The sequence below is a fragment of the Agrobacterium sp. CCNWLW32 genome (assembly GCF_037083425.1).
Classification (GTDB): domain Bacteria; phylum Pseudomonadota; class Alphaproteobacteria; order Rhizobiales; family Rhizobiaceae; genus Agrobacterium; species Agrobacterium radiobacter.
In genome coordinates this window covers 140,040-157,084 of the sequence record NZ_JBAOJM010000010.1, presented here as the reverse complement: position 1 = coordinate 157,084, position 17,045 = coordinate 140,040, and the positions used below count along the sequence as shown (strand labels likewise).

10 protein-coding genes are annotated in these 17,045 nt (G+C 60.2%); 1 reads left to right on the top strand and 9 read right to left on the bottom strand.

Going from position 1 to position 17,045, the window contains the following annotated elements; genetic code table 11:
• Window positions 1-7: 7 nt before the first annotated feature.
• From V6R85_RS19590 to V6R85_RS19560, 7 genes are all read right to left on the bottom strand, one after another.
• Entirely contained in the window at window positions 8-1,531 is a 1,524-nt protein-coding gene (locus V6R85_RS19590) for a sugar ABC transporter ATP-binding protein (RefSeq protein WP_080864946.1), read from the bottom strand.
• A gap of 201 nt (window positions 1,532-1,732) precedes the next feature.
• Window positions 1,733-2,356, bottom strand: coding sequence for a TetR family transcriptional regulator (locus tag V6R85_RS19585; protein WP_031234023.1), 624 nt, complete (start codon window positions 2,354-2,356; stop codon window positions 1,733-1,735).
• Between the two features lie 118 nt (window positions 2,357-2,474).
• Window positions 2,475-5,609, bottom strand: coding sequence for an efflux RND transporter permease subunit (locus tag V6R85_RS19580; RefSeq protein WP_080864945.1), 3,135 nt, complete (start codon window positions 5,607-5,609; stop codon window positions 2,475-2,477).
• 11 nt (window positions 5,610-5,620) lie between these two features.
• Window positions 5,621-6,811 (bottom strand): efflux RND transporter periplasmic adaptor subunit, encoded by a 1,191-nt coding sequence (locus tag V6R85_RS19575; RefSeq protein WP_003506580.1) that lies wholly within the window; start codon window positions 6,809-6,811, stop codon window positions 5,621-5,623.
• Between the two features lie 276 nt (window positions 6,812-7,087).
• Window positions 7,088-8,590, bottom strand: a complete 1,503-nt coding sequence (locus V6R85_RS19570) for a sensor domain-containing diguanylate cyclase (RefSeq protein ID WP_035213033.1) — start codon at window positions 8,588-8,590, stop codon at window positions 7,088-7,090.
• Between the two features lie 168 nt (window positions 8,591-8,758).
• Window positions 8,759-9,583: a bifunctional allantoicase/(S)-ureidoglycine aminohydrolase gene (locus tag V6R85_RS19565; RefSeq protein ID WP_035213010.1), complete on the bottom strand. Its 825-nt coding sequence runs from the start codon at window positions 9,581-9,583 to the stop codon at window positions 8,759-8,761.
• A gap of 91 nt (window positions 9,584-9,674) precedes the next feature.
• A complete protein-coding gene (locus V6R85_RS19560; RefSeq protein WP_161974198.1) occupies window positions 9,675-10,721 on the bottom strand; it encodes a class I SAM-dependent methyltransferase in 1,047 nt (348 codons plus the stop codon).
• Between the two features lie 316 nt (window positions 10,722-11,037).
• On the opposite strand from V6R85_RS19560, the gene V6R85_RS19555 reads away from it, so the two are divergent.
• Window positions 11,038-13,032: a putative bifunctional diguanylate cyclase/phosphodiesterase gene (locus V6R85_RS19555; protein ID WP_003506574.1), complete on the top strand. Its 1,995-nt coding sequence runs from the start codon at window positions 11,038-11,040 to the stop codon at window positions 13,030-13,032.
• Between the two features lie 33 nt (window positions 13,033-13,065).
• On the opposite strand, the gene V6R85_RS19550 is transcribed toward V6R85_RS19555, so the two are convergent.
• Window positions 13,066-14,142, bottom strand: coding sequence for an Ldh family oxidoreductase (locus tag V6R85_RS19550; protein ID WP_003506571.1), 1,077 nt, complete (start codon window positions 14,140-14,142; stop codon window positions 13,066-13,068).
• 91 nt (window positions 14,143-14,233) lie between these two features.
• On the bottom strand, window positions 14,234-16,939 hold the full coding sequence (locus V6R85_RS19545; RefSeq protein WP_035213009.1) for a DNA translocase FtsK: 2,706 nt from the start codon (window positions 16,937-16,939) through the stop codon (window positions 14,234-14,236).
• Window positions 16,940-17,045: the final 106 nt, after the last annotated feature.

Below are 17,045 nucleotides of genomic sequence, written 5' to 3'. Positions count from 1 at the left end.
CGGGCGCTCAGGCAGGTTCCTGCGTATGAACGCCCGTCGCCAGCGCCACGATGTCGTTTTCGGTCATGCGCTCACCTGTCACCTCACCGACGATCCGGCCCGAACGCATCACAAGAATACGATCGCAGATGCCGATCAGCTCCGGCATTTCCGAGGAAACAACGATGATCGAGCGCCCCTCATCCGCGAGCTTGGCGATAAAGCGGTAAATCTGCTCCTTGGTGCCGATGTCGATGCCCCGTGTCGGTTCGTCGATGATGACGATGGAGGGATCGAGCAGCATCATCTTGGCGAGCAGCAGCTTCTGCTGGTTGCCGCCGGAGAGCTGGCCCGCAAGCAAATCCTTGCGGCCAGTGCGAATATCGAAGTCGCGCACCGCATCATCGAGCGCCGCCGTTTCGCGCCGCGTGTCGATCTGGAACATCCGGCTGAATTTCCTGAGCGAGGCCAGTGTCAGGTTGATCCGCAGATCCTTGCCAAGCAGCAGCCCCTTGCCCTTGCGGTCCTCGCTCAGATAAACGATGCCGGCCTTCAGGCTGTCTTCCGCCTTTGCGAAATGCACCGGCCTGCCGTGATGCCGCACGGTTCCCCGACCGGCGCGCAGGCCGAGTATTCCTTCCATGAGTTCCGTTCTGCCGGCGCCAACGAGACCGGCAAAACCGAGAATTTCGCCCCTGCGCAGGCTGAAACCGGCATCCTCTGCATAACCCGGAACGGTAAAATGCTCCACCTGCAGAACCGGCTCGTGCTCGCCGCCGGCGGCGCGGTCCGGATAAAGCTTGGCTACGTCGCGCCCCACCATGAGCCGCGCCATATCGGCAGGCTCCAGCGCCGATGCCGGATGGGAGGCGATCAGCTTGCCGTCACGCAGAACCGTCACCCGGTCGGCAATCTCCTTCACTTCCGGCAGACGATGCGAAATGTAAAGCACGGCCACGCCCTTTGCCCGGATGTCCCTGATGACATTCAGCAGTGCATCCGTTTCGATGGGCGTAAGGCTCGCCGTCGGCTCATCGAAAATGACCACGCGATGCGGCACAAGCAGAACGCGGGCGATCTGCACCAGCTGCCGCTGGGCAATCGACAGGCTGCCGACAATGGCGTCCGGATCGATCGTACCGCCAAGATCGGCGATCGCCTTGCGGGCGCCGGCGCGCATGGCGCGGTCGTCCACCATGGCGCCCCTGCGTACTTCGCGGCCGAGATAGATGTTCTGCGCCACCGTCAAATCGGGCGCCAGCAATATTTCCTGATGCACGAGAACAATGCCGCGATGTTCAGCATCCACAGGGCCGCTCAGCGCCACGGCTTCGCCATCGATGCGGATTTCCCCGCCCGACGGCTTTTCATTGCCGGCCAGAAGCTTCATCAGCGTCGACTTGCCGGCGCCGTTCTCGCCTATGATCGCGTGGACCTCACCGGCACGCACCGCGATCTCGATATCTTTCAAAACCTGTACCGGCCCGAAAGACTTCGACAGCCCAACCGTCCGGATAAGGGCATGGTCTGGAGATTCGTCAGCAAAAGCCATGTGCCGTCACCGGTGTCCCGCAGGAACGGACGGCGCTTGCCCCTTAATTTTATTTGAAATGACCATCTACGAACTCCTCCCAAAGCTCGAAGAAGAAGCTAGCGTCCGTTTTGAGGTACGTAAAGCAATTTTCGCTGGTGTTTTAGAATACACTCAAATTTGACCGTATGAACCGCAAGCCAGAAGGTCGTGAAAGTCCTGTCAGGATGCGGAGGAGCGCTGGAAACCCTTCATCAGACGGTGCACGGCTTCGGCGCCCTCCTTGGCCAGATCGAAACGCTTGCCGAACAGCAGCCAGTCGGAGCACATGCCTTTCAGCAGCCAGTAGAGCGCGTCGAGCGCAGAGTCCGCCGTCCAGTTGTCGTTGAATGCACCTTCCGCCTGCGCCCGCGCGAAAGCGCCCTCGAGCCGATCCTTGTGATACCGGTCTAGTTCCTCCTGCGCGTGCAGCACCGGGGCGAACTCATCCGAGTAATTGGTGCGCAGGCTGATGGTCATGATGCGCTGGCGTTGCTCATCTTTTGAAAGAAGCGTCAGCCACTTGCAGGCCGCTTCCTCGATCTTGGCCAGCAGAGCCAGCCCCTTGAGGTCGGGGTCGCCGAAATCGAGCAGATCCGATTCCGGCAGGGACACCGATTGATAGAGGCCGATAAAGAGATCGCTCTTGCTGGAAAAATGCCAGTAGATCGCTCCGCGCGTGACGCCGGCGGCAGCCGCCACCTCATCGAGAGAGCTGTTGGCAACACCCTTTTTGAAGAACACCCGCTCGGCAGCGGCAAGGATCGCCTGACGCGTCTCTTCTGCCTCGGCCTTGGTTCGGCGCATGCTCATGTCTCCTTCCAATCGCGGCACGGCGCTTTCGCACCGTGCCTTCTTTGCAGTGCCGGGCTGTCAATCAGATGAACGCATTCACATGACTTTTGGCCCGGCCTTCACACACGTTTTATTCCGCCGGCGATACGGCGTCAGCAGCAATCTCTTTCTCCTTCTTCCGATCCCCGAAAATCTTCATGACAAAGACGAAGAAGACGGGGACGAAGAAGATCGCGAGGATCGTCGCCGAGATCATGCCACCCAGAACGCCGGTGCCGATGGCATTCTGGCTCGCCGCACTCGCACCGGAGGCGATCGCCATTGGCAGCACGCCGAGCGAGAAGGCAAGCGACGTCATCAGGATCGGCCGGAAGCGCAAGTGCGCCGCCTCCACCGTCGCATCATAGGTGGATTTTCCTTCCGCCCGCAAATCCTTCGCGAATTCGATGATCAGGATCGCGTTCTTTGCGGACAGGCCGATGATGGCGACGAGGCCCACCAGGAAGTAGACGTCGTTCGGCATGCCGCGCAGCATGACAGCCGCCACCGAGCCGATGACGCCAAGCGGTACCACCAGCATCACGGAGAGCGGAATGGACCAGCTTTCGTAAAGTGCTGCGAGCAGCAGGAAGACGAAGAGAACGCTGAGCCCGATCAATGCCGGCGCCTGCGAACCGGACTGGATTTCCTGCAGCGACTGACCGGTCCATTCGAAACCGAAACCAGCAGGCAATTCGCTCGCCAGACGCTCCATTTCGGCAATGGCGTCACCGGACGAATAGCCCGGTGCGGACTGGCCGCCGATACGGACAGCCGGATAGCCGTTATAACCGACCACCTGCGAGGGACCGCGCACCCATTCCACCGTGGCAAACGAACTCACCGGCACCATTCCGCCATTGGCATTGCGGACGTTGAGGTTCAGGAGATCCTCCGTCTTCATGCGCTGGCCCTGCTCCGCCTGCACCGTCACGCGCTGCATGCGGCCGGCATTGGGGAAGTCATTGACGTAGGACGAGCCCATATTGGCCGAGATGGTGGCGTTGATATCGCTGAAGGTGACGCCGAACGTATTGGCTTTCTCACGGTCGATGATCAGGTTGACCTGTGCCGCATCCGGCATACCTTCAATGCGAAGGCCGGCAAGGATGGGGCTCTGACGGGCAGCGGCCATCAGTTGCGCACCGGCAGCGCTGAGAGCAGCCTGTCCCGCACCCGCGCGATCCTGCAGGCGGAAGGTGAAGCCGCTGGAATTGCCGAGGCCCTGGATTGGCGGCGGCGACAGCGCGAAGGACATGGCGTCCGGAAGCCCCCACAGCTTGGCATTGACGCGCGCCGATATGGCGGCGGCGGAATCATTCGGTCCGCGTTCGCTCCAGTCCTTCAAGGTGGCGAAGGCCAGACCGGCATTCTGGCCGGAGCCGGAGAAGGAGAAACCCGAAACCGCAATCACACGATCCACCGCCGGCTCTTCCATGAAGATCTTTTCGATCTGCTGGATGGATTGCAGCGTACGATCACTGCTGGCTTCCGCCGGCGCCTGAATGTCAACAATCAGGTAGCCCTGATCTTCGTTCGGAAGGAACGAGCTCGGCAGTTGCATATACGCCCAGCCGAGGCCGACCAGCAACGCCGCATAGATGACCATGAAGCGTCCGGAACGCTTGATGATGCTGCCGACGGACGAGGAATATTTGTGCGAGGCCTTGTCGAAGCCGCGGTTGAACCAGCCGAAGAAGCCTTTCTTCTCATGGTGCCCGGCCTTGATGGGCTTCAGGAACGACGCGCAGAGCGCCGGCGTGAGCGACAGGGCGAGGAAGCCGGAGAACAGGATCGACACCACCATGGTCAGGCTGAACTGCTGGTAGATGATGCCGACGGCGCCCGGGAAGAAGGCCATGGGCACGAACACGGCTGTCAGCACCAGCGTGATGCCGATGATCGCGCCGGAAATCTGGCCCATCGCCTTGCGGGTGGCCTCCTTGGGCGACAGATGCTCTTCCGCCATGATGCGCTCGACATTCTCAACGACGACAATCGCGTCATCCACCAGAATGCCGATGGCGAGAACCATGGCGAACATGGTCAGAACGTTGATAGAGAAACCCGAGACATACATGATGGCGCAGGTGCCGAGCAGCGCCACGGGCACCACCAGTGTCGGAATGATCGTGTAGCGGATATTCTGCAGGAAAACGAACATCACCACGAAGACGAGGATGATGGCCTCGAGCAGCGTGTGAATGACCTTCTCGATCGAAATCTTGACGAAGGGGCTGGTGTCATAGGGAATTTCGTATTCCAGACCCGGCGGGAAATACCGCGACAGCTCCTCCATCGTGGCGCGAACGCCCTCGGAGGTCTGCAGCGCATTGCCGGTGGGCGAAAGCTGTACGCCGATAGCAGCGCTCGGCTTGCCGTTCAGGCGGCTCGAGAAGTTATAGCTTTCGCCGCCCACTTCCACGCGCGCGACGTCGCGCAGCCGGACGGATGAGCCGTCCGGATTAGCGCGCAGCACGATGGAACCGAATTCTTCCGGCGAGGTGAGCTGACCCTGCACGTTGACGGTTGCGGAAATCTGCTGGCCGATGGGATTTGGCGATGCACCGATGCGGCCGGCGGCAACCTGCGAGTTCTGTGCCTGGATGGCGCTGATGACGTCGTTCGATGTCAGGCTGAGGCCCAGCATCTTGTCCGGGTCCATCCAGATGCGCATAGAGCGCTGGGTAGCGAACAATTGCGCGCTGCCGACGCCGGGAACGCGGCGCAACTCACCCAGCACGTTGCGGCTGAGATAATCGCCGAGACCGATGGCATCTGTGTTGCCGTCGACGGAGGTGAGCGCCACCATCATCAGGAACGACGTGCCTGCCTGCTCGACACGCAGACCCTGCTGCGTGACTGCCTGAGGAAGGCGGGGTTCAACGCGCGCAATGCGGTTTTGAACCTCCACCTGGGCTTCACCAATATTGGAGCCCGGCGCAAAGGTGACGTTGATGGAAATGCGACCCGAGGATTCCGACGTCGATTCGAAGTAGATCAGCCCGGGAACACCGTTCAGCTCTTCTTCGATGGGACGCGTGACGCTCTGGTAAATATCCTCCGGCGACGCGCCAGGATAGGTGGTCGAGACGGAGATCTGCGGCGGGGCGACATTCGGATATTGCGCAATCGGCAGCATGGGAATGGCAAGCAGGCCCGCGAGCATGATGAAGATGGCGACGACCCAGGCAAAAATGGGCCGATCGATGAAAAAACGTGCCATGAAATCGGTCCTTATTGCTTCGCAGCGGGAGCCGCGCTCTCACTGCCGGCGGCAGTGGCGACATCGGCCTCATCAGACCACGGTTCCGGCTTCACCTTCGCGCCCGGAGCGGTCTTCTGGAAACCTTCGGCCACGACGCGGTCGCCATCCTTCAGGCCCTCGGAAATTACCCAGCGATCGCCGACGGAGCGGCCAACGCTGACGCGACGCTGCTCGACCGTGTCTTCGGCATTAACGACAAGCACACTGGCCTGACCGCCGGCATCGCGCTGAACCGCCTGCTGCGGCACGGCGAAGGCGGCTTTCTGGATGCCCTGCTGGATCTGCACGCGCACATACATGCCCGGCAGCAGATCGCCGTTCGGGTTCGGGAATTCACCGCGCAGCGTCACCTGACCGGTGGTTTCATCCACCGCGGCTTCAGAAAACAGCAGGCGGCCCGGAACGGGGTAGCGGCTGCCGTCATCGAACAGCAGGTTGACTTCGGCTTCGTTCGGGCCGGTCATCAGCTTGCCATCCTGCAGGGCCTTGCGCAGCCGGATGAGATCGGCGGCCGGCTGGGTGAAGTCGGCATAGATCGGATCAAGCTGCTGGATCGTCGCCAGATTTTCCGAGCCGGTGGCGCTGACGAGTGCGCCTTCGGTAATACGTGCGCGACCAATCCGGCCGCCGATCGGGGCTTTGACATCGGCATATTGCAGATTGAGCTTCGCTTCCGCGACGCCGGCTTCGGCCACGGCTACCTCGGCATCGGCCTGCGCCAGCTGGGCGATGGCATTGTCGAATTCCTGCTGGGAACCAACATTGGACCGGCGCAGCTGCTGCTGCCTGTCGGCGGTCTGCCGCGCCTGAAGCTGCGCGGCCTGCGCCCGGCGCAACGTGCCTTCGGCGCTGTCGACACGCACCTGAAACGGCGCGGGATCGATCCGATAGAGAACATCGCCTTCCTGCACCAGCGAGCCCTGTTCGAACACCCGCTCCACGATGATGCCGGAGACACGCGGACGCACTTCGGCAAGCCGCGTCGGCGCAATGCGCCCGGGCAATTCGTTGGTAATGGGAAGCTCTTCCTGCTTCACCGTCACGATCTTCACGGCACCGGGCGGCGGCGCGCCGGGCGCTGAGGCCTGCTCATCGCTACATCCGACCAAAACGATGCCTGTCAACAACACCGCCGCGATCTGCCTCAATCTCTTCGCCATACTGCGCTCCGAATCCATAAAAAAGGTCACATTTACATACATACTAAGACGTATGTAAAATTTGGCAATGAAATTGTTGCAGTGCAAAAGCCGTCTCACGCGCTTGTGAAGGCGTGAGACGGTTTGGAAACGGGAATGGCTATTGCAGAAATCGGGAAGGAGGGCCGCCCTTGCGGGAAGCGCCTGTGGCGGCAGTGAACCTGCGCGTGGCCATATCGCCAGAGCATCAAACGGAAATGGCGCAAACGGGACGGCAATGTGCCGTTTCCCGCCCGCTTAGAACAGACGCTTCAGCGAGGTGGCTTCCGGCGGACCGTTCTTCGTCGTGTCGCTATTATCGGCGGATCTGTTGCGCAGGGCCGCATAATAGGCGTTCTTCTGCTCGTACATATTCATATCGGCGCGGCGCACCAGCGATTCCATCGTCTCGCCGGCCTCGCTGGTCGCCACACCCAGCGACAGGCTGAGCGGCGCGCTGGAATAGAACTGGTTGTTGATCTTCAGCAACTCATAAACGGTTTCGACCATGGCGGCGGCAACCTGCTTGTCGGCGCCGGGAAGAAGGATGGCGAATTCGTCACCGCCGATGCGCGCGGCATGGTTCGGCGCGGTCACGACGCCGTTCAGCACCTCTCCCATGCGCCGCAACAAAGCGTCACCGGCATCGTGCCCCAGCTTGTCATTGGCGTCCTTCAGGCCATTGAGATCGATAACGATCGCAGAAACCGGCCTGAGCGCGCTGCGCTCCAGCCTGTTCAACTCATCCGAATAGAAGGCGCGGTTGTGCAGCTTGGTCAGCACATCGTGCTTGCCGAGATATTCGAGATAGGCTTCAGCCTTCTTGCGCGCGGTAATGTCCGTCAACGCCACCTGCACCAGCGACCAGTCGTGCTCATGGCCCGGAAAAACGGAAAAATGCAGGAGAACGTGCCGCTCCGAACCGTCAAGCGCATAATTCACCACCTCGCGATGGTGGTTGAGATTGCCGTTCCAAAGCTCCATCAGCTGTTCGCGGAACGGCTTTTCCATCTCGCCGCGGAAAATATCGCCAAGCCGCTGCAACAGAACCTGCCGGTCCGGCGCGCAGAACAGGTCGAGCGTCGCGCGGTTGACGTCGATGACGCGAATTTCGCTCATGCATTGCCGCACGAATTCGGGATGAACATCCATGAACACGCGGAAATCGATGATGCCGCGCTCCCTGACCTCCTCGATCAATCGCCGCACCCGGCTGAAATCTTCCACCCACAGGGAAACGGGCGAATGTTTGAACATGCCTTCGGCGTAACGGCGGTTGAGACGCTCCTTGCGGCGGGCCTCCTCCCGCTCCGTCACATCCTCGGTGGTCAAAAGCAGCCGCCCGAGTGTTTCTTCGTGGCCGGGGATGACCGCACCGCGCAACTGAATATCCAGCCGCTTGCCGCCGATTGAATAATTGACCGCGTTGCTGGTGAATTCCGTCTTGCCCGCCCAGAGTTCGGAAAGCTCGTTCACATGGCTTTCCAGCATGTCGTCACGAAAAATCCGGTGCAGATTGTCAACGAGATGCGCCTGATCACGCGCCTCGAACAGCTCCAGCGTCCTGACGTTGACCTTGATCACACGGATTTTCTGGGAGCAGGCCGCAACCCTTGATAAATCTTCGAGAAGAAACGTCCTGATATCCTCGACGCCCTGCGACCGCCAGATATCGAACTGGCTTTTCACGTCGCTGAAATCTTCTATCCACATCGCCACGGGCGCGAGGTTGAAGATGTTGGTATCGATCGTCTCACTCATGCGGGCATTCTTCTTGAGGTAAATGCGGATGAAGGCCGAAAGGGTGCGGGGCGGCAATGGCCGCCCGCATCACCGGATTTATTAGAGATATTCGATTTAACGCAAGCATTTATCGCGCAAACCTTCGGATTGCGCGATAATTCCCGGGTTCTGTGACTATGATGCCCGTTACCAGAGCTTCACGTGCCGGTTCACATCCTTGTAGAGCAGGTAACGAAAGCGGCCCGGTCCACCCGCATAACAGGCCTGCGGGCAATAGGCGCGCAGCCACATGAAGTCACCCGCCTGCACTTCCACCCAATCCTCGTTCAGCCGGTAGACGGCCTTGCCTTCCAGCACATAAAGGCCGTGTTCCATCACATGGGTTTCCATGAAGGGAATGGTCGCGCCCGGCTCGAAGGTGACGATGTTGAGGTGCATGTCGTAACGTACATCCTCCGGATCGATGAAACGGGTCGTTGCCCATTTGCCGTCCGTGTCGGGCATGGGCGAGAGAGTGTTTTCATCTTCATGCGTGAAGATCACCGGCGGCGGCTCCAGACCCTCGACCGCCTGAAACGCCTTGCGGACCCAGTGGAACTTGACAGGCGCCTTGCCCGAATTGCGAAGCTGCCAGCGGGAGCCGGCAGGCAGGAAGGCAAAGGAACCCTCTCGCAGGCCATGCTGCACGCCTTCGAACTCCACGGTCATTTCGCCGTCAACGACGAAGATCGCCGCCTCGGCCCGTGCGTCCGGTTCCGGCCGGTCGCTGCCGCCGCCGGGCTGCACCTCAACGATATATTGCGCGAAAGTTTCGGAAAAACCCGTCATCGGCCGGGCGATGATCCAGGCCCGGGTGCCGGTCCAGTGCGGCAGCACACTTGTCACGATATCGGACATGACGGTTTTGGGGATGACCGCATAAGCGGTCTTGAACACCGCCTTGCTCGACAGAAGTTCCGTCTGTCCCGGCAAACCGCCCATATCCGAATAATATCTCTTCATTTCAGCCATTCCATCCTGCAACGCATTCGGCGCGGATTCTTAGGCCCGCGACGAGGTTTAAGCAAATAGTTATTGGCAAGCAGAGACTGGCCGAAGGATGTCACGCCTTCTTACGCATCGTTGCGTAAACGATATTGTGGTTCTCCCCGAAGAACACCTCCGCCTCGATGCTGGAAGGATCAGCGCTGGCATTGACGATCCGCCACATATCCGCCTTGGAGCGCAACAGCAGCGCCCAGTTCATGAAGGTCTCCATGTAACCGTCGACGACGATGTCTTCCGAGAAATTGGCGAAGAGGAACATGCCGCCGGGTTTCAGCATCTCCATGCAGCGCCGCGTGAGCTTGATCGCCACACGGTCGTTCAGATAATCGTAGAGACCGGCCGCATAGATCAGATCGAAGGTGCCGAGTTCCTGCGTGCGCAGCACGATATCGCGCACGGAACCGTCGATCGCCTCGATGCAGCTGCCGTTAAAATCCCGGGCGACGGAACCGACGCTCAAGGGATCCTGATCGAGCGCCACCCAGCGCTTGATCCCGCCCTCTTTCAACGCCATGGACGCATCCGCCTCGCGCAGATGGCCGGACGCGATGGTGAGGATTTCCGTCTCATTGCCGTGCCGGGCTGCGGCCTCGTCAACGAAGCGTGTCAGCAAATCGCGCCGCTCGCGCACGGCGACCGAGGAACTGGCATCCTTCGTATAATCGTAAAGGGCCGCACCTAGCGGCGTAGCCTTCTTCACCAGTTCGGCAACACTGTCGTGACCATAAATGAAATCGAGCAGCTGCGCATCGCCCGAATAACCCCGCGGCTTTTCGAAAGACCACCGCGTGAACGGGTCCTCCAGAAAATGGCTCGAAACGGGGTGATTCTGTACCAGCGGAATCAGTTCAGCCCACACGCTGGAGTGGAGATTTTCCCGCAGGCCATGAAGTGCACCCGCCGTTCTATGTATTATCTCACGTGCCGAAACACGATTGTCGAATTGCTGTTGTGCCAATTCGAGAATGAGCGCCACCTCTGCTTTCGCAACTGCGAACTGCTCATCGAATGTTTCCGTCCTGCGTGCAAAAATCTCTTTTGCGACAGTATCCGGGGTAATCAGACTTGCCCCGTCAAGATTTTTCTTCTTTACCCGCACCACTTCAGCCTCCAGTATTAACACATTGTTAACTATACGTTTCTGGGAGACGGAAGGCCACTCGCTTTCGATTTTTGTGCGGTGTAGGGATACATTAGTAGATTAGCGTATTTTTTTGGTCACACTCGTGAGTACGGGAGAAAGCAGATACGCGATTTAGTGAAACTTAATGTTGCGAACGTATGATGCGTTCTTCCTTTCCATGTTCTCGGCCCACATCGGCGGAGATCGACGGGAACCCGCACTGGGTGCGACAGCACACGGAAAAGTGGAATAAGCAGTTACTTAATAAAGTATACGCAACACTATGGGAAAGTGCATGAAGCACACATTGGGAGAGGTGAGTGGACAGCAAGACTATCGGCGGCCGGACTCCCGGTTTTCTGATGAACTTCTTGCCCTTTACCAGCAGGAAGGTGAGCGCAGCCGCCGTGGTTCAATCCGACGGGGCCTGTGGACCGCTGTTTTCATCTATCTGCTGTTTGCCGCAACCGACATCATTCTGATACCCGATGTCGCATCTTACACCATTCTCGCACGCTTTGCCGTCGTCATCTCATCGCTGCTGACGCTGGAAATTCAGCTGCGCAATGGCGCCAGCACTGCGGCGCTTGATCTTACCTGCGCTACCGCTCTCGTCATGGGCTATATCGGCTGGCTGCTGCCTTCGCTACTGACCGACAATACCGAAAACATGTCCTACTACATGGTTTTCGGGGCGATCTTCATGATGGGCGCCAATCTGTTTTTCACCTTCCGCTTCCACCTGTCGCTGGTGTCTTCAGGCATTATTCTCGTTACCTATTTTCTGGCGGCAACGCAGTTTCCCGAAGATAGCTTCTACAAGTTCGCCTTCGGCACCTTCTACATATCCTGCTTCGTCTTCACCTCTTACGTGAACTGGAACCTGAACCGGGAACGCTACCACGTCTTTGTGAACGGGCTGGAGGCAAAAGCCCAACAGAAGGCCGCGGACGAACGTGGCCAGGCGCTGCTGCGCCTTTCCAATACCGACTCACTGACCGGCCTGCAGAACCGCCGCGCCATTGATCATCATCTGCGCCTGCTGTGGGACAATTGGATCAGGAAGGAAGAAGGCTTTGCCGTTTTTCTGATCGACGTCGACTTCTTCAAGAAATACAATGATCGTTACGGCCATCAGGAGGGCGACAAATGCCTGATGACTGTTGGCACCGCCCTGCAGGACGCCATCACCGAACACGGCGCCTCAATCGGCCGCTATGGCGGTGAGGAATTCATCGTGCTGGCGCCGTTCAAGTCCAAGCAGCAGGTTGGCGAGTTGGCCGAGACGATCCGCCACACCGTTGAAAACCTGTCGCTCGCCCATGACCAGCGCCGGGACGGCACCTTCATCGTCACTGTCAGCATCGGTGCGTCCTTCACCCGCCCCAATCCGGACGCCAAGCTGGAAAAGATCATCAATGAAGCCGACCGCGCGCTCTATATTGCGAAGGGCAACGGTCGCAACTGCATGAAGCTGTTCGATCCCGATGATCCGCAGACCAGCGACGAGACGGAGAACATTGCCGCCCTGCTGAAAATCGCCATCGCGGAAAATCTCGTTTCCCTCGTCTACCAGCCGATTCTCAACATCTCGACCAATGAGACCGCGGGGGTTGAAGCGCTGATGCGGCTTCGCCTGCTGGACGGGAACCCTGTTGCACCCGGTATTTTCATTCCGATTGCCGAGCGCACCGGCACGATCATGGAACTGGGCCTGTGGACCATCAAGACCGTCTGCAAACAGATACTGGCCGATGACAAGGTGGCTGTCGTCAGCGTCAACGTCTCGCCGATGCAATTGAAAAATCCGGGTTTTGCCACCTCGGTCGCGGCCATTCTCGTGGAGGCCGGCATTGCCGGCAACAGGCTCGCCTTCGAAATCACTGAAGGCGTCGACATGGAAATGCATTCTGACGTGCTGCGGTGTCTGAACGACCTGAAGACGCTCGGCATCAATATCTGGCTGGATGATTTCGGAACGGGTTTTGCCGGCCTTTCGTGGCTGCGCATGACGGATTTCGATACCGTCAAGATTGACCGCTCCTTCCTGCATGACAGCAAGACCCCGCGTGGCCGGGCAATGCTGCAGGACATGATCCGCCTCATCCGCAACCGCGGCCACAGAATCCTGATCGAAGGCGTGGAGACTGAGGAACAGCTAAGGCTGGTGCGGCAGATGGAGATCGATTACGCGCAGGGTTACTATATCGGTCGCCCCGTCGTCGCCGAAAGGCTGGGCCCGGCCGCCACCGCCTATCCGCACCCGAACATGCTGCTGCGCCCCGCCTGACTCTGGGCTGAAGGCGGAAAGCCGCAGGCAGATTTAATGATAGGCGGGCGGGCTAACCGAGAATCTTGCCGCGAGCTCCGAGAACGCCTCCCGCGTGACGGGATCGACAGGAGCCCCTTCCCTCTCCCGTTTTGCGGCCACCGCCCACTCCCGGTCACCCGGCGCCATGACCTTGCAGTCTTCCCGCGCCGGTGATTCCCGCAGGACCTCGAGATAACGTTTCATGCCCTCATCGAACGCCTCCCGCTCCAGGAAGGCTTCCGGCTTCAGCGCCAGAACGAAGGCCCCAAGCCCGCGCGGCGTGGCAAAATCCGGCCCGCCCATGGGAGCGATATCGAAGCTGAGTTTCATGCCTGTCAGCACAGCGCTGAAAATCTCCACCATTCCCGCAAGCGCCGCACCCTTGAACCCGAACTCTCCGCCGACCGGGGCAAGCATTTCAACGGCATGCGGATCGCGCGTATCGACGCCGTCTCCATCAGAGGCAACGCCTTGCGGCAGCTGCTGGCCGAGGCTCCGGTAAAGCAGAACGCGATTATAGGGCACCGCGCTGGTGGCCATGTCCAGCAGCCAGGGCATGTCATCCGCTGCCGGCACGCCAATGGCGATGGGGTTGGTGCCGTGGAAGCGCATGGCGCCATCATGCAGGCGCACGAAACTGTCCGAATTGCAGAAGGCGAGGCCGATATAACCCCGCCGCGCCGCTTCCAGCGCATAAGCACCTGCCGGGCCGAAATGTGAGGAATTCCTGATCGCCACCGCGCCGATGCCGAATTTTTCCGCAAGCGCCATGGCGCTGTCCATGGCCGCATAGGTGGCGCGGGCGCCATGGGCGTGGTCGGCGTCGATCGTTTCCACTGCGCCGAAGCCGGAAACACGGGCGATCTGCGGCCGCCGATTGAGACGCCCGCCTTCAAGCGCGGTGATATAATGGGCAAGCAGGCGAACACCATGGCTGTCCACACCGAGCCTCGTGCCATGCATCATGGCGCGCGTCGCCGCATCGGCCGTTTCGTCGTCGGTGCCAGCGGCAAGGAAAACGGCGCGGCAAAACCGCTCCAGCTCATCCAGCCTCGCCAGGACGGTGGCTTTTTCATTGCTGTGCGCCATGAGGGAATCCTCCCAATTCCAGAATCCATGCCGCACAAGCTATTCACGGGGCGCGTTTTTGCAATCGAATATCGCACGCCCGAAGGCTCAATCAGTCTTCGGCCCCCATGGCATCATAGGAAGAGCGTTCGCCGGCGATGATCGCGCGTTTGCCGACATGGTTGGCAGGCCCGACAATGCCTTCCTGCTCCATGCGCTCGACGAGCGAAGCGGCGCGGTTATAGCCCACGGACAGGCGGCGCTGGATATAGGATGTGGAGCACTTCTTGTCGCGCATCACCACCTTGACGGCCTTTTCATAGAGATCATCGCTGTCGTCCTCACCCATGGCGGACTTGTCGAAAACAGCGGTTTCCTCTTCCACCTCTTCGTCGGTTTCGTCGGCGTCTTCGGTAACGGTGCCGAGATATTCCGGACGTCCCTGCGTCTTCAGATGCGCGACCACCTTTTCCACTTCCTCGTCCGAAACGAAGGGGCCGTGGACACGCGCGATGCGGCCGCCGCCCATCATGTGCAGCATATCGCCCTGGCCGAGCAGATGCTCCGCGCCCTGTTCGCCAAGGATGGTGCGGCTGTCGATCTTCGACGTCACCTGGAAAGAGATGCGGGTCGGGAAGTTCGCCTTGATCGTGCCGGTGATGACATCAACCGACGGACGCTGTGTGGCCATGATGAGATGGATGCCGGCGGCGCGCGCCATCTGCGCCAGGCGCTGGATCGCACCTTCGATTTCCTTGCCCGCGACCATCATCAGGTCGGCCATCTCGTCGACGATGACGACAATATAAGGCATGGCCGTGAGGTCCATTTCCTCCTGCTCGTAGACCGCCTCGCCGGTGGCGCGGTCAAAGCCGGTCTGCACGTTGCAGAACACGGTCTCGCCCTTGGCGCGGGCGGCAGCGGCCCTTGCATTATAACCGTCGATATTGCGCACGCCGAGACGCGACATCTTGCGATAGCGATCTTCCATTTCGCGCACGGCCCATTTCAGTGCCATGACTGCTTTTTTCGGATCGGTGACGACAGGGGTCAGAAGATGCGGGATGCCGTCATAGACCGAAAGCTCAAGCATCTTGGGATCGACCATGATCAGGCGGCACTCTTCCGGCTTCAGACGATAGAGCAGCGACAGGATCATGGTGTTGATGGCAACCGACTTGCCCGAGCCGGTGGTGCCGGCGACCAGAAGGTGCGGCATCTTCGCCAGCTCGGCGATGACAGGTTCGCCGCCGATGGTCTTGCCGAGGCAAAGCGCGAGCTTCTGGCGGGTCTCGGCGTAATCCGTCGCTTCGATCAGTTCGCGCAGATAAACCGTCTCACGCACGGGGTTCGGCAGTTCGATGCCGATGACATTGCGGCCGGGCACGACGGCGACACGCGCCGAAAGCGCCGACATGGAGCGGGCGATATCATCCGAGAGGCCGATGACGCGCGAGGACTTGACGCCAGGGGCGGGTTCGAACTCATACAGCGTGACGACCGGGCCCGGGCGGACATCGATGATCTCGCCCTTGATGCCGAAATCCTCCAGCACGCTTTCGAGAAGCCCGGCGCTCTGCTCCAGCGCTTCCGGCGTCATGGTCGTGGTCTGCTGGACGCGGGCCTCCTGCAGAAGATCGATGGAGGGGTATTCATATTCGCCGTCCGCAAAGACCGGCGCTTCCCGGAACATCGGCTGCGAGGCCTGGATGGGCGCGCGCGGCGTGAAGCGCGGCTCGGCCGCAATTTTCTCCACCGGCTGAACCTGCTCCACAGGTCTCTGTGTCTCGACAACCATCGGCGCCTCCGCCACCGGCGGCGGCGCGATTTCCGGTTCAACGACCTGAATGGGGGCCGGGATGGCGGAATGATGCACACCGATTTCGCGGTAAAGCCTGATCGCGGAACCGCCGGGCACGGTGACAACAGGAGGCTCGGACGAAAGTACGATCGCAGCGGCGGCGGGCGATGCAAAGGCGACCGGCGCGACGACAGCAGATGCCGTGACCGAATTTGCAAGAACGGCACGCGCGGACGCAGAGACGCCCTCGCCGGCGCTGCCCGGCAGATCAAGCGTCATCACTTCCCAGAACAGCTCATCCGGCAGATGGGCGGCGAAAGCCGGAATGACGGCCTGCGGTGCGGTGGTCTGAACTGCATCGATGGCGGGCTCGACGGATGGCGGCTGAACCGGCGAGAATATCTGCTGCGCGGGCGCTTCTGAAGCTAGGGAAATCTCCGTCTGAACCGGCATCCGGGCAGCGGCAGCCGCCTCTTCCGCCTGCTTGCGGGCAAGCTCCAGCCGCAATTTGTAGGTCAGCGCCCTCGCACCCCGGGCATCCGGCGGCTGTGGCAGGAACGGCATGCGCGGCGGCGGCATGCGCTGCTCCGCCGGCTTTATGACCGGTTGATTGACAGGAGCAACCTCCTGCTGCACAGCCTGTTGCTGCTCCACCACTTCCGGCTCCACTGCTTCAGGCGGAGCGACAGCCGGGACTTCCTCCTCCGGAATATTGGGAGTCTCGACCGGCATGCGCCGCGCAAACGCGCTTTCCGGCGTGCGGGTGAAACGGACATTCGGGCCGAGCACAAAAGCATTCTGCCAGCCGGGCATCTCGGCGCGGCCTTCGATGGCGTCGGCTGCGCTGACATCGGCATTCGGCTTGGGTGCCGCGCTGGCCTTCATCGCCGCCGTCTGTTGACCGGCAACCGACTGGCCGCCGGCATGACGAGCCTTCTCGCTCCCCTCCCCTACGCTATTGGACGAATTCTGGAATCTGGATCGGGAGAAGCTCATGGCAGCGTGCACACTCATCATAAACGTACATATTTCGGTCTCCCTGAAATAAAAAATAAAGGTTAATTACCCCTTTCCAAACGGGGTCGACGCGGCAGATTTTCGTTCCGTCCACAGGCGGCACGGG

Bases quoted from the DNA above. Each gene is read 5' to 3' on its own strand.
- V6R85_RS19590 (WP_080864946.1), bottom strand. From the start codon at position 1,531: ATGGCTTTTGCTGACGAATCTCCAGACCATGCCCTTATCCGGACGGTT.
- V6R85_RS19555 (WP_003506574.1), top strand. From the start codon at position 11,038: ATGAAGCACACATTGGGAGAGGTGAGTGGACAGCAAGACTATCGGCGG.
- V6R85_RS19565 (WP_035213010.1), bottom strand. From the start codon at position 9,583: ATGGCTGAAATGAAGAGATATTATTCGGATATGGGCGGTTTGCCGGGA.
- V6R85_RS19545 (WP_035213009.1), bottom strand. From the start codon at position 16,939: ATGATGAGTGTGCACGCTGCCATGAGCTTCTCCCGATCCAGATTCCAG.
- V6R85_RS19580 (WP_080864945.1), bottom strand. From the start codon at position 5,609: ATGGCACGTTTTTTCATCGATCGGCCCATTTTTGCCTGGGTCGTCGCC.
- V6R85_RS19550 (WP_003506571.1), bottom strand. From the start codon at position 14,142: ATGGCGCACAGCAATGAAAAAGCCACCGTCCTGGCGAGGCTGGATGAG.
- V6R85_RS19575 (WP_003506580.1), bottom strand. From the start codon at position 6,811: ATGGCGAAGAGATTGAGGCAGATCGCGGCGGTGTTGTTGACAGGCATC.
- V6R85_RS19585 (WP_031234023.1), bottom strand. From the start codon at position 2,356: ATGCGCCGAACCAAGGCCGAGGCAGAAGAGACGCGTCAGGCGATCCTT.
- V6R85_RS19570 (WP_035213033.1), bottom strand. From the start codon at position 8,590: ATGAGTGAGACGATCGATACCAACATCTTCAACCTCGCGCCCGTGGCG.